Origin of the sequence: Candidatus Lernaella stagnicola, assembly GCA_030765525.1 — a bacterium.
GTDB classification, from domain to species: domain Bacteria; phylum Lernaellota; class Lernaellaia; order Lernaellales; family Lernaellaceae; genus Lernaella; species Lernaella stagnicola.
This window is the reverse complement of sequence record JAVCCK010000034.1, coordinates 277432-296526: the sequence shown is the minus strand read 5'-3', so window position 1 is coordinate 296526 and position 19095 is coordinate 277432. Positions and strand designations below refer to the sequence as shown.

The 19095-nt window shown below is 60.7% G+C and carries 14 protein-coding genes; 8 read left to right on the top strand and 6 right to left on the bottom strand.

Going from position 1 to position 19095, the window contains the following annotated elements; genetic code table 11:
- Positions 1-158: 158 nt before the first annotated feature.
- Complete coding sequence (locus P9L99_15970; protein ID MDP8224857.1) at positions 159-1454, top strand: acetyl-CoA C-acyltransferase; 1296 nt, start codon at positions 159-161, stop codon at positions 1452-1454.
- Here the strand turns inward: P9L99_15970 and phrB are convergent.
- Genes phrB through P9L99_15955 form a run of 3 tightly spaced genes read right to left on the bottom strand, consistent with a single transcriptional unit; the run spans position 1451 to position 6200 of the window.
- The gene (gene phrB / locus P9L99_15965; protein ID MDP8224856.1) at positions 1451-2806 is read right to left on the bottom strand and encodes a deoxyribodipyrimidine photo-lyase; all 1356 of its coding nucleotides are present in this window, start codon (positions 2804-2806) and stop codon (positions 1451-1453) included. The two genes, P9L99_15970 and phrB, sit on opposite strands and share 4 nt — an antisense overlap.
- Before the next feature lie 11 nt (positions 2807-2817).
- Positions 2818-4914, bottom strand: a complete 2097-nt coding sequence (locus P9L99_15960; protein MDP8224855.1) for a HEAT repeat domain-containing protein — start codon at positions 4912-4914, stop codon at positions 2818-2820.
- A gap of 26 nt (positions 4915-4940) precedes the next feature.
- Entirely contained in the window at positions 4941-6200 is a 1260-nt protein-coding gene (locus P9L99_15955; GenBank protein ID MDP8224854.1) for a hypothetical protein, read from the bottom strand.
- Positions 6201-6408: 208 nt separating this feature from the next.
- On the opposite strand from P9L99_15955, the gene P9L99_15950 reads away from it, so the two are divergent.
- Complete coding sequence (locus P9L99_15950; GenBank protein ID MDP8224853.1) at positions 6409-7386, top strand: FHA domain-containing protein; 978 nt, start codon at positions 6409-6411, stop codon at positions 7384-7386.
- 32 nt (positions 7387-7418) lie between these two features.
- Here P9L99_15950 and P9L99_15945 read toward each other — a convergent pair whose 3' ends face one another.
- Positions 7419-8963: a penicillin-insensitive murein endopeptidase gene (locus tag P9L99_15945; GenBank protein MDP8224852.1), complete on the bottom strand. Its 1545-nt coding sequence runs from the start codon at positions 8961-8963 to the stop codon at positions 7419-7421.
- Between the two features lie 680 nt (positions 8964-9643).
- Here P9L99_15945 and P9L99_15940 point away from each other — a divergent pair.
- The 3 genes from P9L99_15940 to P9L99_15930 are packed head-to-tail and all read left to right on the top strand — an operon-like array spanning position 9644 to position 12621.
- Positions 9644-10342 (top strand): hypothetical protein, encoded by a 699-nt coding sequence (locus tag P9L99_15940; GenBank protein ID MDP8224851.1) that lies wholly within the window; start codon positions 9644-9646, stop codon positions 10340-10342.
- 30 nt (positions 10343-10372) lie between these two features.
- A complete protein-coding gene (locus P9L99_15935; protein MDP8224850.1) occupies positions 10373-11521 on the top strand; it encodes a glycosyltransferase in 1149 nt (382 codons plus the stop codon).
- Positions 11518-12621, top strand: a complete 1104-nt coding sequence (locus P9L99_15930; GenBank protein ID MDP8224849.1) for a glycosyltransferase — start codon at positions 11518-11520, stop codon at positions 12619-12621. The genes P9L99_15935 and P9L99_15930 overlap by 4 nt, the downstream gene beginning before the upstream one ends.
- Before the next feature lie 58 nt (positions 12622-12679).
- On the opposite strand, the gene P9L99_15925 is transcribed toward P9L99_15930, so the two are convergent.
- Positions 12680-14746, bottom strand: coding sequence for a hypothetical protein (locus P9L99_15925; protein MDP8224848.1), 2067 nt, complete (start codon positions 14744-14746; stop codon positions 12680-12682).
- Between the two features lie 394 nt (positions 14747-15140).
- The gene (locus P9L99_15920) at positions 15141-16241 is read right to left on the bottom strand and encodes an alpha/beta fold hydrolase (protein ID MDP8224847.1); all 1101 of its coding nucleotides are present in this window, start codon (positions 16239-16241) and stop codon (positions 15141-15143) included.
- A 182-nt stretch (positions 16242-16423) separates the two neighbouring features.
- Between P9L99_15920 and P9L99_15915 the strand changes: the two genes are divergently transcribed.
- The 3 genes from P9L99_15915 (at position 16424) to P9L99_15905 (ending at position 19094) form a co-directional block, all read left to right on the top strand.
- Positions 16424-17110, top strand: a complete 687-nt coding sequence (locus tag P9L99_15915; GenBank protein MDP8224846.1) for a hypothetical protein — start codon at positions 16424-16426, stop codon at positions 17108-17110.
- 128 nt (positions 17111-17238) lie between these two features.
- Positions 17239-18273: a DUF2804 domain-containing protein gene (locus tag P9L99_15910; protein MDP8224845.1), complete on the top strand. Its 1035-nt coding sequence runs from the start codon at positions 17239-17241 to the stop codon at positions 18271-18273.
- 203 nt (positions 18274-18476) lie between these two features.
- A complete protein-coding gene (locus P9L99_15905) occupies positions 18477-19094 on the top strand; it encodes a hypothetical protein (protein MDP8224844.1) in 618 nt (205 codons plus the stop codon).
- Position 19095 lies beyond the last annotated feature (1 nt).

The window sequence follows — 19095 nt, the reverse complement described above, 5'->3', positions numbered from 1 at the left end:
GACCTCGTCTTTCATGCACGACGAATGCAGAGGGTTTCAGTGATTTCAGAATACGTTCTCTAAAAAGGAGAAGTCAAACCGTGCGTTTGCTTCACGTGTTCGCTGTTGGTACCGTGAGAGGCAACCTTCATACATGTAAACTTATCCGGGGGTCGGAGATGGCAACAAAAGGCTCTACGAATGTCCCGGCGCGCGTCGTGCTCATTGACGGCGTCCGCGTACCTTTTCAGCGCAGCGCTACCGGCTATAAGAATTTGATGGGTTATCAGCTCGGCGAATTCGCGGTGCGGGCGTTGATGGAAAAAACGGGGCTGCCGAGCAGCGAAGTGGAGTACCTGATTTTCGGGACGACGGTACACGAAGTCAAAACGCATAACATCGCCCGTGAAGTGGGCTTCGCCGCCGAACTACCGCACACGATCAACGCCCATACGGTTTCCGCAGCTTGCGTGTCGGCCAACCAAGCCATCACCGGCGCCGCGGATATCATTTACCGCGGCTATGCCGACGTCGCCTTGGCCGGGGGCGTGGACACGCTCTCGGACCCGCCCCTGCACTACCAGCGCAAGATGCGGCAAAAGTTCATGGCCATGCGCAAGGCAAAGGGTTTCATGGATTACCTGCGCCTGTTCGCCGACGTGCGGCCGAAGGATCTGGCGCCCGAAGCTTTCGCCATCAATGAATTTTCGACGGGCCTTTCGATGGGCCAAAACGCAGACCGCCTCGCCAAGCGGCTGGGTATCAGTCGGGCGGAGCAGGATGAATTCGCGGTGCGCTCGCACAAGCTATCTGCCGCGGCGCAGGAATCGGGAATACTGGAATCCGAAATCGCTCCGGTGACGCTGAATGACAAAACGATTTCACGCGATAACGGCCCTCGGCCCGATACTTCATTGGAAAAGGTCGCATCCCTTCGTCCCGTGTTTTCGAAAGACGGCACCGTGACTGCGGCGAACGCCTCGTTCCTGACCGACGGCGCCGCAGTCGTCTTGTTGATGAGTGAAGACAAGGCGCGGGAGTTAGGTCTGGAACCCAAAGCCTACTTGCGGTCGTACGCCTACGCCGGGACCGATCCCTTGGAAGAGTTGCTGCTCGGGCCCGCATACGCCACGCCGCTGGCATTGGAGCGCGCGGGCCTGCAATTCAGCGACCTGGATATCATCGAGATTCACGAAGCGTTCGCCGCGCAAATGCTCGCGGTGATGCGCCTGCTGGAAAGCAAGGAGTTCGCCAAGGAGAAATTCGGCCGATCCTCGGCCATCGCCAAGATCGATATGGACCGCGTGAATCCGTTCGGCGGTTCGTTGTCGCTGGGGCACCCTTTCGGCGCGACGGGCGCGCGCTTGGCGACCACCTGCGCCAATCGCCTGCAACGCGAAGATGGGCGTTTCGGGCTCGTGGCCGCGTGCGGCGGCGGCGGTTGCGGCAGTGCGATGATTTGGGAACGCGCTTAAGGAGCGAGCGCCGCGACACGCCGCACATAAGCGTCGGCGTCGAATTTACGGCGTAGTCCTTTGTCGTTCATGTAGCGGATTTTGCCGAACACGGGCCGCTCGCCCCACGCACGGTCGTGCTTGCCGAGGCACCACGCAATGCCCGCGTATCCGTTGGGGTCGCGACCATCGAGTTCGTAGCGGTCGTTGAGCGCCACGGCGATTTCATACGCCCGCCTCGGATTGCGGGTCCACTCAAGGATTTTCTTTCCCCAATACATGCGCATGTAGCCGTGCATGCGGCCGGTGAAGCGCATTTCGTTTTGGGCCGCATTCCAATACGGGTCGTGCGTGGCGGCGTTTTCCCATTCGTCCCATTCGTACTCGTATTCCCGTGGATCGGCAGCGTGTTCGCCAAGGGTTTTGAGCGCCCACGGCGGCAAGCCGTCGAAGGAATCGTAACGCTCGTTGAAGAAGCAAAAGTTCATCGCCAACTCGCGGCGCACGATCAGTTCCTCGAGAAACGCCGCCTTGCCCTTCCCTTCCACCTTCCGTGTCGCCAGCGCAATCGTCAGTGGCGAGATGTTCCCGAAGTGCAGATAGGCGCTCAGCCCCGAGGTGGCGTTCGCGTTGGGATCGTTGCGCTCGTCGGCATAGCGATCCAAATCGCGCCGCAGAAAAGCCTGCAAACGCCGCTTGGCCGCGGCGGTTCCACCGGTCACGTTCACGACGGGCGCCACCGATCTATCGGTTCGCAGGCGTCGCAGGATCGCATCGACGTCCAAGGGCAAGACCCGCCCGTCAACCGACAATCCGAGAGACTGCTTCTTTACGCGGCGCTTTCGCACCGGCACGAGGAAGTCGTCCAGTAGGCGGTAGATCTTTGGCCGCAGCGTATACGCGCCGAATTCGTCCTTGCCGCTCGCGGTCGTCACGGGCACGACGACGTCGCTTTCCACCTGGATGAACGGCGCCTCCACGCGGGCGGCCAGATCGCGGCGCCAGTCCCTTTGCACGCGCGTGTACCCGCAATCGGTGACAACGATCGCCGCGCGGCGGGCCAGCCGTCGGGCTCCCATCGGCGGGGAGGTTTGCTGAACAACGAACTTGATGCCGCGGCGTTCGAGCGCGGCAGCGGTCTCGATGAGTCCTTCGATCATGAAACGGTAGTGGCGCAGGTTGGCCTGGGGGTAGACGCCGGTGAGCCCAAAAAAAACGAGCACCGGCAGGTCGCGTTGGTTAGCCAGATCGACGGCGTGTTCCAGCGCGTGGTTGTCGACCACCCGTTGCGAAACCTGCATCCAATACAGGACGTAATCGCCCCGTTCCCGTTTGCCGTGTTGGAGGACGCGAATTCGCTCGTTTTGAATCACGATGCGGTCCCTTAGGGTTCCGATTCGACGGCGGCGGCCCGCCAGCGGCGCATCGCCGGATGGGTCAACAATCGCGCCCGAATATCGTTGTTCAAGGGAACCCGCTTTTCGTAAGCCGCCAGGGACGGCGCGACAAAGCGGCGCACAATCGGCGAGGGGTCGGCCAGTCGCCGGAGGAGATCCTCGGCGTGTTCAGGCCCGCCGGTTTGGGCCAGCGCGACGGTCGCCGCCGCGCGCACGGTCGGGGCGGGATCATATACGGCGTGAACGAGGTCCTCGATCGCCACCGCCGCACCCAGTCGCCCCAATCCCGCAGCCGCCGCGGCTCGCACCGAGGGAGGCTCTTCGTTGTTGCGCAGCATGCTCAGCAAATCCCGGGCCGCCGACTCGCCGGCCACGGCCACCAATGCGGCAACGGCGGCCTCGCGCACCTGCGGATCGGTATCGCGAAGGGCCTCCCGCAAATCCGATTTCGCCACCGGGGAGGCAATGCCCCCGAGCGCATCGGCGACGGCGCGGCGCACGTTCGGGTCGGTATCGCGCAAGGAGGAAAGCAGGAAGCGGGCTGTGTTTTCCTCGCCGAGCGCCCCTAATGCCTTGGTTACGGCAAGGCGCGACTCACCTTCGGTGTTCGTAAAGGCGATCGACATCTGCGGCAATGCCGGTTTGAACTTCATCGCGGCCAACGCCAACGCGGCCTGCGCGACGACGTGCCGGTCAGTGTCCTTCAACGCCCCGGTGAGGGCCGTGCCAGCCGCCGGGTCGCCGATCAGCCCCAGCGCCGACGCCGCGGCCGCGCGCGCCTCAGCCGTACCGCCGCCCAGCGCCGCCAGCAAGGGATCAACCGCTTTCATTTCCCGCAGCCCACCCAACGCCAACGCCGCCGCCTGGAAGACTCGATCGTTGAAATCGTCTAGAGCCTTAAGCAACGGCGCCACCGCATCCTCGCCGCCGATGTCTCCCAGCGCGATCACGGCCGCTTCACGCACGAGCGGGTCTTCGTGGCCTAGGTTAGCCATGACGGCCTTACGGCCCTCTTCGGATGCCAAACGGCCCAGCGCCAAACACGCATGGCGGCGCACCTCCCGATCGGCATGGGCGGCCGCGCCGACCAGCGCCGGCACGACGTTCATCTCTTTACGCAACCGCTGTTTTTCCGCCGATAGCTCGCCGGTCCCGAACAACGATCCGAGGGCTTTGATCGCGGCGATCTTGCCCGATGTCGGGCCATCGCGCACGACGGTGACCAACGCAAACACCGCGTGCTCGTCGGCGGCCCTGGCCAGGGCTTGTGCGGCGCGCTCGTGGGTACGTGCCTGGTCGTCCCGCACGACGATGTCGTGCAGCACGTCCGCCGCTGCCTCGCCCCCGATCCGTCGTAGAGCGTCCACACATTGCGGTTCGCCAAGCATGTTGGCGGCGCGGCAACTCGCGGCGATGATGGTGACGGCTTCCGGGTCGCGCAGCACACCCAACGCCGAGACCAAGGCCGAGATATCGTCCCATCGCTCGCCGACTGCGGGTTGCAGCTTGCCGTTCTCGTCAATGACGCGTTTTTCCAGCGCCTCAATCAAAGGGGCGACGGCGCGGCGATCGCCCTGTTCGCCTAAAGCGCGCGCCGCAAATCGACGGACGACCGGATCGTGATCGGACAGATGCGCCAGCAAGGGATTGAAAATTCGCGTGTCGCGATACGCCGCCAGCGACGAAGCGCAGGCGCGCCGCAAGGCATCATCGCTTTCCTGCAGCCCCGCCAACAGCGAAGCCACGGCGCGTGGGTCGCCGACCTCGCCCAGTGCCGTGGCCGCAGCCACGCGGGCGGCGCGTTCCAGTGAGGGATTGTTGAAGGCGGTGATCAGCGGCGGTGCGGCGTCGCGTCCACCCACGGCGCCCAGCAGTTCGGCGGCTCGGATGCGGGCTTCTGGGTTGCGGGCGGTCAGCAGTATTTCGCCGAGCGAGTCCACGTTGCCGCGCACGGCCATCCGCTCCACGGTCTCGAGCGGAACCTGCCCCGTCAACGGCGGCGGGGATTTGCCGCAAGCGACCAGCAGCATCGTCGCAGCCAGGGCGACGGTCAGCCACGCGCGGGCCCGAAGTAACCAAGACATGCCGGCAGCGCTCCCCTTTGGTTTGATCATTGTGGAAACGTCAGCGTGACGCGCACGATGACCGTTTTACCCAACTGCCCCATCAACCACACGTAATCCGGCTCCTGAAGCGGTGATGTGTAATTGTACACCTCGTAGGCGTGTTCGCCCTCCCCAATAATTCCCGCAAATGACGTGTCGCCGCGGGACGGGAAATCGTCCACGAAAGAGACCGTCAGCGTCTCGGGGTTCACACGCCAAAGGGACGTGCGTTTGGGCGCAATCCAATAATCGAGTTCGTAGATCAGATACTGCAACAAGTCCGGAAGCGTGTCGTAACCCAGGTTGTAATTGCCGTCCGCCGTCAGGTTGCGCCGACCAATCAGGTAAATGTCGTCGCCCTCGCGGAACAGCAGCGGCGAGTCGTACTTCTTAGGATCCATGACGCACTCCCACCGGCCGAGATCCTCCGCGGGAGCGCGGCAAATGCGCATACCGAAGCCCAACGTGTCGCGGGCTTCGCAGCGGCTGACCGCCACCAAGTCGCCGTTGTCGAGAAAGACGACATCGGTTTCGGTGCAGCCGCCTTCGATGACGACCGGCTGTCCCGGCACGACCGGAACCCACGTGTAGCCGTCGGCGGTGGTCAGAAAGTGTACGTCGATGGGTTCGGGGTCGATGCTGTAAACGCTCTCGCCTCCCACGTACGTCAACATGTACGGCACGCCGTCGATGGTCTTGGTGCGCCAAGGGATGAAACCTTGGCCGTAGAATTCGGCGGGTTCGGTCCAGTCGCCAGGTCCGAGGTATTCGGCGACCATCATGCCGCCGGGCTCAAAGTTGATCGGATTCGTGCCGAGGAAAGCGAAATAGAGAAACAGGCCGCCGTCCCACGAGAGCAGGCGGGGTTCACGTAGGTCGCGTCCGAGGTGGAATGACATCTCGTGGTCCCAATGGACTTGGTCGAGGCTGGAGACAACGTGGATTTCCGCCGTTTCAGCGGCAAAGTGACTGGGTGCGGTGCGAAAGGCCAGGAAGACGCGGTCGTCGTGACGGGTGACATCCAGGTTGTTGTTGGCGTCCTGCAAGGCCAAGTCCGGCGGCAAACCGCTCGAGGGTACGACGCGGGTCGGCGGGCCGATGATCGGCGCGGGCGTGGCGTCATCGTCGTCGTCGTTGTTATCGTCGTCGTCGACCGGCGGGCAATCGTCGCATTCGGTTTCGGTTTCGTTGTCACTGCACGCGGGCAGGATCAAAAAAAGGGCCGAGGCCATCGCGCAACATACAATCCACATTGAAGGTTTCACGGCCGTCTCCATTGATGATCGGTGAATTATAACCGGGATGCCGCCGCTTTTCCATTTCGGCGCAATCACGGCGCGACGCCTTGCACCCGGGCACGGGCAATGGCACACTTTCGCATCATTCCCATGAGCTAGCTTTTTCGTTCGGAGTTATAGAATGGCGCGACCGCCGAATCGAACTCGATCGCGAAATCGGGACAAACGCGACGTCATGAGCGACTCGCTGATTCTGCGCAGATTGCGTGAGAATTTTCAGGACGCAGAATCCGGTTTACGTTGGCGCCTGCGCGGCATTCTGCATATTGCTTTCGTTCTGTTTTTCCTGGCGTTCACGTTCATTTTTATGGTCTGCGCCAACAATTACGTGACGGTGCTCTACCCGACGTTGTTGGTACTGATCGGCCTCTCGGTGGCAATTCGCAGGTTTCTCGGCGAGGCGCAGTTTTACGTGTGGCCGATCGTTTCGTTTTTCCTGATGATGTTCGCGTATTTCACCTCGAGCAATGATTTCATCAGTTCCGTGCTCTACAACGCGTCATTCTTCATGCTGATCCTGCCGGAACGGTGGTTCGACGCCCTCTGGTTTCTCGGGTATCTGATTCTGCTGTTGATCGTCTCGTTTATCTTCACGATGTATGGCGCCGGCGACCACGCTTTCCTGCTGGTCCCGCTCGTCGCCAACGCCCTTTTCATGCCGGCGTGGTTTTTGATCAACTTCCTGTTTCATCAGGAACGGTCCAAGCGGCCGCCATCGCCCTTTTCCGACGCCATCAGCGTCCCGCCGGCGCTGCCGCCGCGTCCGCATAAAATCCCGACCGCCCGACCGCTGGCGCCCGCCGCGGACGAACAAACGACGCGCTCGGTTACCGCTTCGCCCGATGACGCGACCAAGATCATCGCCGTGCGTCAACTGGAAGTCGTGGAAGGGCCGGACGCCGGATTGGTCTTCGGCTTGGATAGCGGCGAGCATCTTATCGGTCGATCGACTGACTGCAAATTCGTGTTACGCGACGCGATGGTCAGCAAGGCGCACGGGCGCTTTTCGGTGACCGGCCAATCCTTCTCCTACATGGATGTGGGCAGCAGCAACGGATCCTACTTGAACGAGCGCGCCATCGAACAGACGGAGTTGAACGTGGGGGATGTGTTGCGGATCGGGACGACGAAAATCAAAGTAACGCGTCGCTGAGCGGATTCAAACGGCAACATCGCGTCCCTCGCCTATCCCCTTTTTCGGTAGATCGTCAACCGCTGACCGGGCCGCAGTTTGTTGGATTTCAGCCCGTTCCAGCGCTTCAAGTCTTTGACCGAAACGCCGTAGCGACGAGCGATTGTCCACAAATTGTCGCCCGTGCGGACTTTGTACCGCAGGCGGGTCGGTGACGACTTCTTCTTCACTTTCGGCTTGGGCTTCGCGGGCACCGCCACCGCGGGCTCGGCCGCGGCGACCTGCAGGAAGGCAATCTTGTTGCCCCGCGAATCCGTGTCAAAAGCGAGCGGGCGGCGGATCGTCGGCGTCACCCCGCCGGTATTCGTCCAGTCGACGTGGGCGAGACACTTGGGCACGGTCGGCGGCACGCGCCGTGCCGGAACGTTGGCCGCCCCGGGAACGCGCTGCACGCCGCCTTTGCGCGGAATGCGATACGTGCGCCCGGCGCGAATCATGGAACTACGCAAACCGTTGGCGCGCATGATGGTTCGCACGGAGGTGCCGTAGCGGCGGGCCAAGTGGCCGAGAGTCTGGCCGCGTTTCACTTTGTGGTAGGTGTAGGAAACCGGCGGTTTGATCTTCTTTTGCGCCAACAGATGCCGATAGGCGCGGCGTCCGATTTCCTGGGCGCGCGGATTGTAAAAGCGTACGTGGTAGTGGGTGTGGTGCCGCCTCGCATGACGAATCACCGTATACCCGCGGCCGTTCGGATATTGAAAAACCGAATCCAACCAGTTCTTATCCTCGCCGATGCGGCGGGCATAGTTGTACAGCAGGATTTGAATCTTGCGATCTACCAGTATCAACTCGGCATCGGTGTGCACGAGCAACGCCCGCACCAGTGCCCAATTGCGCGCCAAATCGAGGTTGTTCTCGCCGCCTACGGCATACCACGTGCCCTGACCGCCTTTGAAGTAGAAGCCCAAATCGACGTCGCGCCCGGCTTGGTGGCTGGCGTGGCGGTTCAAGCGGCCGCCGTCGCGATCGCTGATGTCGCCGATATAAAGGGAAGCGGTGTTCTTCGGGTACGCCTCGTGCACCTTGGCGATGGCGGTCTGGATGAAGAATACGGTTTCTTCCGTACCCCAAGTTTCCACCGGATTGACGATGTTCCAACGTGGACCCGCCGGCAACTGTATTCCGTTCATCAACGCGCCGCTGTTGGTGAAGCCGATAGACATCGAGCCGAGGGACGTCGCGTCGGTCTTGAGCATCGCGGCGATTTGTTTGTCGGTCAGGTCGGCGAAGGGCAGCGTTTCCGGAAGTACGGGCGCCGCAATGCGTTCGGGCATTTGCCCGTCTTCCAAAACGCCTTCGAGCGCTTCGTCGTCTTCGGCATCGAGATCGTCGGTAGGTAAGCCCGCGTGCGGCGGAATCAACTCGACCGCCATCCCAATCTCGCCGCCGACCGGCAATCCGGGAATGCCGCCAATAGTGAACAGCGGCAAGTCGCCTTCATCCACATCACCGGGTTCCAAAGCCGCGGCGGGAGCGGCCATCAGACACGCAATCACTGCCACATAAATGAACAGAGCTTTTTTTTGAGATTTGGTCAAAGCTGTTTCGCTCCTCGCCCCCCGCTCCCCCGGTTCAAGCGTTGCGCGAATATAGCATGGCATAACCATTGAAAGCAAAGGGGTTTTCACCGCTTCCGGTTACGACTGTTTTGCGCGAACTACGCGGTGTAACACTGCAAGATCATTACAGCAATTAAGAATCCAACCGATTTAGACGTGATTGTTGCCCTCTTCAAGAAGTCAGCAACGTCCCGCGCTTGAGAAATTCGCCGCTGATGCACCATTCCCCGTTTTCACGAGCTAGTTTGAGCGGTATCCGTCTCACGTCGCGCGGCATGCTCTAAATTGAGTGCCGGTCATGTCCCTGGAGTTCCCGAATCGATTTTTCTTCTCAAGCCGGCAGCCGATCCATCCGAGTATTCAGGTATTACATCGGAAAAGCGATAGACGAGCTTGCAGATGAGAGAAATCATCGAGAGTTTTCGTCGCTGGATGATGTGGCGGTAAGTCCGGCGGCAGGCGTCCATGAAATTGGGCGTCGAACAATAGAACACCAGCGGATCGGTTTTCGTAGAACCAGGCGGTTCATCGCTTTCGTTTTCCTGCGAACATAGGAATCCCCGTGAGCACATTGCTGCAATCGCGTTTCGGGTTTGCACCAACGGTGCGAAGTATCCCATACTTCACCGTTGTTGGAGCAATGTCCCGAGGAGATATGCATGTTTCGTAGGGTGTTTTTTTTGGCGCTCGCGCTCGCGTTTGTTGCCACGGCGGCCCATGCTTCACAAACGGACGAGCCCCAGGGAGGTTCTGAAACCAACGAAATGGGGTATATCGTGTCGATCGGGCTGGCGCCGCTTTTCTTCGATCAAGAGCAGTTCAACGATGAAATCGAGGCGCTGGATATTGGAACTCTCCCCTTCGCGGCGGCCGGACAATTGAGTTTCGGACGTGACGTCGGCCAGGGGCCGCATTTCTTTCGCGCGATCAACACTTTCACCACCAATAACCAGGTTTCTCACCACAAAGGCGACTCCGCCGATCTCTCGTTCTGGTATTTCGACATTGCCTTCGGCTGGCGCTATCAAGCGACGTCATGGTTCAGTTTTCACGCGGATGCCGGTTTCGCCTTCGGCAATTGGAAGTACGTGGTGATCGACGAAAGTTTCAACGGGCAGGCAGCCGGGCGGCTGCTGGGTTTCACGCCGCGGGCCGGCCTGCTGTTTCGCGCTCTTCCGACGCTGGCTTTTGATTTGCACGGCGGGTATACCGGCTTTTTTTCCGAACGAGGCGAGTACTACTCGGGCGACATGAGCCGCAACGAGTATGACGATTTCGATTTCAACCACGCTTACGTCGGGCTCAATTTCGTGTTTCTGGTCGAGAGCCGTTTCGATAAACGGCGGGGACACAATTGATATCTTGACGCCATCAGAGGGAGGTTCGCGATGCGTTTCGTCAGAGGCCGAGCAGACTGCGCGCTGGTGATTCCAACCCGGGACCGTACCGAGCGCTTGCTGGCCACCCTCGCCCGCCTCGGCGCCACGCCTGGGCCGGATGTCGAAGTCGTGGTGGTCGACAACGGTAGCGTGGATAGCACTGTCGCGCGCGTACGCAAGGCGCACCCGGACATCCAAGTGCTGGAGATGGGCGCCAACCGCGGCATGGCGGCCCGAAACGAAGGCGCCACGCGGGCCGAATCAACGGTTGTGCTGATGCTCGACGACGACAGCGCACCGTCGGCCGGCACGTTGGAAAAGCTCCTCGAGGCGCTGCAAGATCCTTCGCTCGGTATCGCCGCCTGCGAAGTGACGCTACCCAATGGCGAGTATGAGGAAGGCGGCAGTCGTCACGTGCATATCGGGTGCGGCGCGGCCATGCGCCGCGACGTGCTACTCGATTTGGGCGGCTATCATCCGGAATACCAATGTTACGTCGATGAATACGACTTGGCTTACCGCGTGCTCGCCGCCGATCTACAGGTGCGCTATGTCGACGGCGCCCACGTGTGGCACGAGCCCGCCCAACGCAAATCCCTCGACTACATGATTGAGAGTCTAACTTCGAACAACGCGTATTTGGCCACGAAATTCCTGCCGCGCGACGAGGCACTGCGCTTTATCAGTTGGATCGTCTTTCGCTACGGCTACCTCGCCGCCAAACGTGGCGCATACGCCGGATTTAGACGCGGTCTGGAAGCATTGCCCCGCAAAGTAATGCGCGGCGACGCACATCGGAGCCCCCTGCCTGAGCGCGTGTTGGACCTCGTATTGTCCCATCGTGACACGGCCGCCTGCTTTTTTGAACTCATGGGTAAAGGAATTCACGGCATCCGCATCCTGCGAGCGGGCAAGGAGATCCCGGGCTTGATCCGGGCCGCTCAGCACGCCGCGCTGGAAGTGGACGCAATTTACGAACCGCCGGAAGGCTTGTTTGCTGATGTCGGGCAACTTTTCGATATACCGGTACGGCCCCTGGCGGAATTCAAACCGGATGCCGACCGGCCGCTCGTCGTGGGCGGCACGAGCCCCGGCTTCGTTCGCAATACGCTGGCGCTCGCGAAGCAGCACGGGCTGCCCGCACCGTTGGTCCCATGAAAAGCGCCCTGATCATCTGCGATACGACCGCGCCCGGCGGCGTCGACACCTACACGACGGGATTAGCGCGCGCGGCCCGCGCCGCCGGTTGGTTGATTCACGCCGTGATCGACCAGGATGAGGGAGCGGACCGCCTCGCCGCCGGAATGGCCGAGGCGAATATTCCTTGTCGGCGTATCCCCCTCCACAAGAAGTGGCCGGAGCAGGAGTGCACGGCGGCAATCGACGGCCTGCTCGAAGAGCTGGGTCCGGATTTCGTCCACGTCGTACTGCCGGTGCCCTGGGCCGGCGTGACGGCGCGCGAGTGCGTGATGCGCCGGGGCATTCCGTTCGCAGCGACGGAGCAATTGGTCGACGCATCCTTCACACTGGAACCGGAACTGCGCGCGCGAATCGAGGCGGTCTACGGCGCGTCGCGCGCTCACATCGCAGTGAGCGAAGCCAACCGCCGTGTGTTGGTGGAATCTTTCGGCCTGCCGGCCGAGCGAATCGTCATCGTGCCGAATCATGTTGACGTCGAGCGGATAGTGCCGTTGCCCACAGGACGACGGGAAGCGCTGCGCAAGCGTTTCGGCGTCACAACACAAAAAGTGGCGATCACGCTGGCGCGCCTGGATCATCAAAAGGGCATCGACGTGCTTCTGACCGCGGCGGCGCGGATTCACGATGTGGATTGGTTGCTGTGGATCGCCGGTGTCGGACCCGAAGCGGCGGCCCTGCGGACGCAAGCGGAGGAATCGGGAGTCGCCAAACGCGTACGGTGGATGGGCTGGCGTGACGACGCGGTACCCTTGCTGGCGGCGGCGGATGTCTTCGTGTTGCCCAGTCGTTACGAGGGTCAACCGATATCGTTACTCGAAGCCATGGCCGCGGGGATCCCGGTCATCGCCACAAGCGTGTCCGGTACTCCGGAAGCGCTATGCGACGGCGAACTGGGTACGCTGGTGCCGCCGGATAATCCCGCCGCGCTGGCTGCGGCGTTGTCGCGTTTTCTGCGCGGTGAATTGCCCGATCAAACGCACGCCGCACGCCAACACGTGCTGGCTCATCACAATGAAAAGACCAACCTGGCCCATACACTGGCCCTCTGGGATATCTAAAAAAAGGAGCGCCCCTTCGCGCGAAAATCAGCGTTAAGGGGCGCGAACTGTTTGCGGTTTATTCGAAGTCGATGGTAGCCATCCACATAGCCCGGTCGCCGTTGAAAAGAGCGTAGAGTCGACCGTCGAGTTCGAGCGTAAGCGCGGCATCGACAGCGCCGCCGGTGCTAATCGGGACGTACTCGACTTGCCAATCGTCCGACAGGTCGGGGATGCGGGTGAATATCCAGCCATCGCCGGAATCGGTCCACGCGACGGCCAAGTCAACGCCGCCCGGCTTTACCAGGATATCCGCGGACCGAAAGCCCGAGAGTGTGGTCCACGTCTTTGTGAACCACTTGCCGCCCTTGTTGGTGACGTAGTGCAACTCGCGGTGAACGTCGTATACCATGTGAACGGCGCCGCTTGCGTCGGTCTCCACGTCACCGAAATTGGCCCAGGGTTCTGATGTGAATTCCAACCTCCAACCGTCGAGCCGACGTTGGAATACGTGGATGGCGGAGTTTTGGTACTCAATCACAACGTAGATCGAGCCATCGGCCGCCACCCGCGCGTGGGGGTTGCCACGGTAAGCGAAATCCCCTTCGCCGATGATTTCCCTGTGCCACTCGCCGCCCCACCGCACCGCATACACGGGCCGGTCTTCTTCATCCCAGTAGACGACGTGCGGCCGACCGGCGGGATCCACCGTGATCGACGGCCTGTCGGCCCAGGGGGCGATTTGTTCCGTGCTCACGTCTTGCGGCGTCACGCGCGCATACTTCAGGACGCGGCTGGGATTGAAGACCACGTGCCAACTATTTTGCGGGGCACGAGCCAACGCGGCGTCGTATATGCCCTCCGGCCCTTCGTAAACGATCATGCGACGCCAAGCGCCCTGATCGCCGTACATGAGCAGTAGTTGGGAGTAAGCGGAGATTGTCGTATTGGATTTGGCAATGATCACGAGCGCCTTCTCGTCACCGCCAACAAACGATTCGACCTCGGGTGCATCGACATCGATGGGCCGGCGGACATAGCGCTCCACCCAGTGTTCGCCGTTGCGCCAGAGGAGATAGTAATCGTAGGGGGCTTCGGACCTACGGTGGGGGGCATGATTAAGGTACGCCGTGGTCGCGGAGACACCGACCGCGCCGGAAGTCCCGTAGCTGCGCAGCGCGATCTCGGACATCCACTCACCGGTGGCGTTGTTCGCGTACCAAGCAGCGTTCATGCCGTCTGCGGTGACGTGCACGACATTCCCGGGAGTCGAAATGGAAAGCTTGACCCGGAGCAGCATGCCGAAATAGCGGATGGCCTGTCTGCTTGTCCACTCACCTTCCACGAGCTGGGCGACGCTGGCGGTGAAGATGGAATCCAAGTAGGCGACAACAGGGCTTCCCTCGTTGTCGAATTCCAGGGCGGCAGGCAGATTGGTGTTAGGTAATGCGATTTCGGTTTGGCTATCCCAACCCTCGCCGTTGAAAATGCCATGCACCAATTTCGGGACGGCTTCTCCCTTGCCGATGACGACGTGGATTTCCCCGGCATCGTTGACGCCGACCTGTAGGGTGAAAAGGTCGCTGGTTCTTTCTACGTAGGGATCGCCGGGCGTTTGGGGGTCGTCGAAAATCGTCAGATTGTATGTGACTGGATCATGGGCGACCACGATCGCCCCGCCGCTGGGGACTGCGGCGACATCGAAGGTTGGGGGGTAAAATTCGACGTAGACGTACGGATCAATGAGAGTCGTGATGCGGAAGCCACCGTCGGCCTCGTTGGCGTAGCACAGGCTTTGGGCGTGGATATCCTCATACACGATGTGCGCTTCGCCGTTTTCGCCGATGTCGAAGGCTGCCAAACCGACTTGCGAGGCCACGAAGGAGAGATCGAATTCGCCCAGGCCATCGTGCCGCCCGACGTAAAGCGCGCCACCGATTTTAAGCAAGGCGATCGGGTTGCCATCGGGTCCCGCTTGCAGTTCAAAGTTTTCGATCAAACCACCTTCGAGGTGGCGGAGTTGGTAGAAGGGCGACACACCATCAGAATCGCCGTCGAGCACGTGGTACTGCGCACCGGCGCCCAGTGTGATCGTCGGCACGAGGATGAGCGCGAATACACATAAAACCGGACAGATGAATCTCACAGCAACCTCCTTGGTGCGGTAAGCGCGGTAGCCGGGTGTTTCGGATTTTGCCCCTGAGATGTGTCCGTCTATGTTGAGAATCCACTTACACGCCCGGCGATTTGCCATACGCAAACCAATGTGATTCCCCAATCCGTAACGGTTTTTTGAGATGCAATATCCATTCCGGATTTACGAAGTAGTATCAAAGGGTTACTTTGCCTTGTTTTCCGGCATGATAGGGCGCGGGTGGCCAACACCCGAAATCGAGGCTCACCTAAAATGTTGAAATTATTTCCAACAAACCGAAAAGTATTTCATAATTCGGTGACCTGCGCTCGGCCTGCAGCGAAAGAGACGAACGGTCACTCCGCGCCGAGAGTGGCTCCGGCAACCGCGCCGTTTTGTCGAAAATCTATTTCTTGGCCGAATGCGCCCCCAGCCAATCCAAAATTACCGGAAAGACTTCTTCGTCGGCGCGGCGGCCCACCAGCAGGTCGAAATGGCCGTAGGGCGTACTGTGGCCGTACTCGCTTCCGAAAAACGCGGTCTTGTGAGGACCGGCCGGCAGCAGGCCCAGCGTCTTCTCCGACGTGGTGGGCGAAGCTTGTTGGTCGGCGTCGCCGGCGATCAAAAGCACCGGCGTGGTGACGTTGACCAGCAGGTCCGCGTAGCGTACGCCGCCATCGAAAGTAGTCAGGCCGCCGGGCTGGAACATGGAAGCCAACTGGTAAAACACGCGCGCGCTGGTGTCTTGGATGCAATTCGCGGTTATCGTGCGCGCCGCGCGCGGCGCCGTGTTGGGCGGGTAGTAATTGAAGCCCTCCAAGAAGTCGCCGAGACCGCGACCGGCCAGCGGCGCGATCAACGTACTGAAAAAACCGGCCGGGATCCGACCCCAGTTTTTCACGAGACCGCGGATACCGGCGACAGGTTGGTATTTCGAGCCCGTGTCCAGGTAGTCGATACCGCTGCCGACGGTGATGCCGCTGGCGATTTTCGGCGAGCCGAACAAACCCAAATGGCAAAAGAGCAAAATGCCGCCCATGCTGTGACCGATCCAGTGCAGCTTTTGGTGAGGCGAGCGGCTCAGGATGTAATCGACGGCGGCCGGGTCGTCGAAGTTGACGTAATCGTCGACGGTCCACTTCCATGACTTGTCGCGCCAGATGCCGGCCCGTTCGCTCTCCCCCCGGCCCCGCAGGTCGATCACCCACACGTCGTAACCGCGATCGGCCAGCCAGTGCGCGATCGACGGCGCCGGATCCTCGGCCGCACCAACACCCAGGTCGTAGCCCCGGTGGTTGGCGGTCAGGCCGTGATGCAGCAACACCGGTTCAGCGTGCGGCTTCTCGCCGCGCGGCCGATAGCGATGCAGGGCGATGCGCCAGCCGTCGCCGGTGGAGACAAAGTGGGTTTCGTCTTGGGTGGGGCGGGCACGATAACGGGCGCGGATGATTTGCACCAAGGCGTAAATCGCCACGAGAATCGCAAACACTTTCAGCAACCAGAACATCGGCGTATTCCTCAAGGGCCTTCCGGGCCGGGGCGGCCGGCACCCGAGTGGGCGACCGGTGTCCGATTATCTTGGTAGCGTTTCGGTGCCGTCAAGCCGATTCGTCATTTCGCGCTGGCGAAGAAGAGGAAATCGCATTAAAGTAGCCTATTGAAGGAACTCGACGAACCTGGAGGAAATCCATGCGCAAATTAATGATTGCCGTTTTCGCCCTGGCGGCTTTGAGCCTGATTTTCGCGGCGTGCGAAAAACTCGAAGATGAAATCAACGACGCTGTGGGCCAAACCGAAAGCTTCGACTTGGATATTACCGACGAGCCGGTACCGATGTACGCCATCGAGCAGGCCGGCTACAAACTGACGGCCGTGTGCTATTCGGAGACCGTAACGATCAACACCCTCATGTCGGCCACGGATTACGCCGACCTGTGGAATTCCGCCAAAAGTCACATCGATGATATCGAAATCAAGGACATGACCTACAAGATTGGGAAAAATCGTGTTGCCGAGGGTGGCAATCTTGATATCTTCCTGCTTTCGTCTGTGCCCTCGCCGCTCGTTCCGCCCGACGGCGTGGATATCGATCTGTCCAGCCTCGATTTCGTGCTCGTCGACCCGACAAAGTTGCCGAACGATAAACGCATTGCGCGCATCGAAATCCCGGCGGGCACGAACGTGAACTCGTGGACCGACGCAACCTTCCTCAGCGGCGGCGAAAGCGAATTGGAGGATCAGTTGCTCGACTTCACCTCGCCGTTCGCATTCTGCCTGCGTCTGGCCGTGCCGACTCACGGTGTCGAACTGGACATGGAGCCGGATCTGGAAATCGAATTGGCGACGAGCTTCGACGTCACATTAACCCCGCTGTGAGTTACAGCTAACAATCGATTCCTGGAACGGCTCGCCACGGCGGGCCGTTTTTGTGCCGCCACGCGCTTGCAAGGCTTCCCGCCACGGGCCAAAATGCGCCCCACATACAACCGACAAAGGAACGAACCATGGCGCCCGTTGCTCTCACCGATGCTCCGGCGATTTTGATCGCCGAAAACGGTATCCCGAATTACGGAAACTTCCGCGGCCCGATCGCCGAATGTAATCACGAGTGTTTTGACTATACGGGCCTGCAACGCTGGCCGTGGTCGGCGCTCCACAGCACAGCCGACAAGCTGCTGAAACGCTGGCAGTTCGTTGGCGTGATCGACGAGGGGTTCGTTTTGGGCGCGGCAGTGATTCACCTGCAATACGCGGGCGCGGGTTTTGCTTACGTCTACGACCGCAATCGACGGCAACTCGCCGAAAAGAACCTGAAATCGCCGTTGGCCAAGAACACGGCATTCTCGCGCTCGGCCGCGCAAGGCGTCAGCGAGATTCGCGTCGGGAACGACTTCATCCGTATGCAGAATACGCCGGCGGACGGCCGTCGCGAGTTGCACCTGCGCTGCGGCGAGATCACTGCGGAAGTCGCGTTTAGTGAGAACGGCGACGGCGTTTCGACGGTCACGCGGATGGCGATGTACGGCTTCGGCCACACGTACAAATTCGTCGGCCTGCCGGCGACCGGGCACATCGTGGTCGGCGGCGAGAAGGTCGCGTTGTCGGACAAAGCGATGGCGATTCTGGATTGGTCTTCGGCCACGCCGCCGCGCAACACAATTTGGAACTGGGCCGCGGCCGCCGGGCACGCCGCCTCCGGCAAGGCGGTGGGCGTGAATTTCTCAACCGGATTGATCACCTCGGGTTACACCGAAAACACGGTGTGGATCGACGGCCAACCGCATATGATCGGCGGCGTCAATTTCGACTACGACCAGCGGGACGTGCTGGGCAAACCGTGGCGCGTGTGGACGCCGGAGGGGGACGTGGACCTCGAGTTCACCCCCGATCACGAGCGTTTTGAGGCGGCCAACCTGCTGATCGCCGCGAGCCGTTTGCATCAACCCTTCGGCCAGTTCGAGGGCGAGATCAAAGTCGGTCGCACAAAGCACGACGTGACGCTCTACGGGTTCTGTGAGGAACACTTCGCCAAGTGGTAGAGCGCCCGCACAGGCCGAAGGATACAAGGAACCAAACCGCGACGCGCGTGGTCTGATCAACCAGTCGACAAACTCGTAACTCCGACAATCGAAGGTCGATCGGCTTTTACCGTCGAATCCTTTCGGCTATAGTAGCCGAGCGGTTCAACAACACAGTTTCGCTTTCGACTTCGATTCAACGCCTACGTCAGGGAGGGTGCGTCATGACGGAATGGTGGGAGGCCCTGTCCCTCTTCCAAAAAGTCCTTTGGGTGATTGCGGTGCCCTCGTCGCTGCTGACGTTGCTGCAAGTCGTACTGGAACTGGTCGGCATCGGCGGCGAAACCGATACCGACGCCGATATGAGCGGCCTGGACGGCATCGACGCGGCGGATTTCGATGTCGACTCCGACACCGACGCGGCCGATCACGGCAGCGGGATAAGAATCTTCTCGGTCAAGGGCTTGATCATTTTCTTCACCGCGTTCGCCTGGATCGGCCTTGCCGGGGTCAACGCGGGCCTGGTCGCTTTCGTCGCCTCGTTGATTGCGACGGTCTCCGGTTTCGCGTTCATGCTGCTGTTCGCTTGGATTTTCTACACTCTGAACAAGTTATCCGAGGAAGGGACCGTACGCACGCGCAACGCGCTGTTCCAAACGGGCGAAGTGTATCTACGGATCCCGGCCGAACGGTCGGGCTACGGGAAAGTGACGGTAATAATCCAAGGGCACCTGCGCGAACTCAACGCGTATACTGACGGCGAAGAACTACCCACCGGCGCCCGAATCCAGGTCGTGGATATCATCGACCAAGATATGGTACTGGTGGTCAAAGAGACCTAAA

Coding starts and splice junctions, on each gene's coding strand:
- P9L99_15970 (MDP8224857.1), top strand. CDS start 159: ATGGCAACAAAAGGCTCTACGAATGTCCCGGCGCGCGTCGTGCTCATT.
- P9L99_15960 (MDP8224855.1), bottom strand. CDS start 4,914: ATGTCTTGGTTACTTCGGGCCCGCGCGTGGCTGACCGTCGCCCTGGCT.
- P9L99_15950 (MDP8224853.1), top strand. CDS start 6,409: ATGAGCGACTCGCTGATTCTGCGCAGATTGCGTGAGAATTTTCAGGAC.
- P9L99_15940 (MDP8224851.1), top strand. CDS start 9,644: ATGTTTCGTAGGGTGTTTTTTTTGGCGCTCGCGCTCGCGTTTGTTGCC.
- P9L99_15935 (MDP8224850.1), top strand. CDS start 10,373: ATGCGTTTCGTCAGAGGCCGAGCAGACTGCGCGCTGGTGATTCCAACC.
- P9L99_15930 (MDP8224849.1), top strand. CDS start 11,518: ATGAAAAGCGCCCTGATCATCTGCGATACGACCGCGCCCGGCGGCGTC.
- P9L99_15920 (MDP8224847.1), bottom strand. CDS start 16,241: ATGTTCTGGTTGCTGAAAGTGTTTGCGATTCTCGTGGCGATTTACGCC.
- P9L99_15915 (MDP8224846.1), top strand. CDS start 16,424: ATGCGCAAATTAATGATTGCCGTTTTCGCCCTGGCGGCTTTGAGCCTG.
- P9L99_15910 (MDP8224845.1), top strand. CDS start 17,239: ATGGCGCCCGTTGCTCTCACCGATGCTCCGGCGATTTTGATCGCCGAA.
- P9L99_15905 (MDP8224844.1), top strand. CDS start 18,477: ATGACGGAATGGTGGGAGGCCCTGTCCCTCTTCCAAAAAGTCCTTTGG.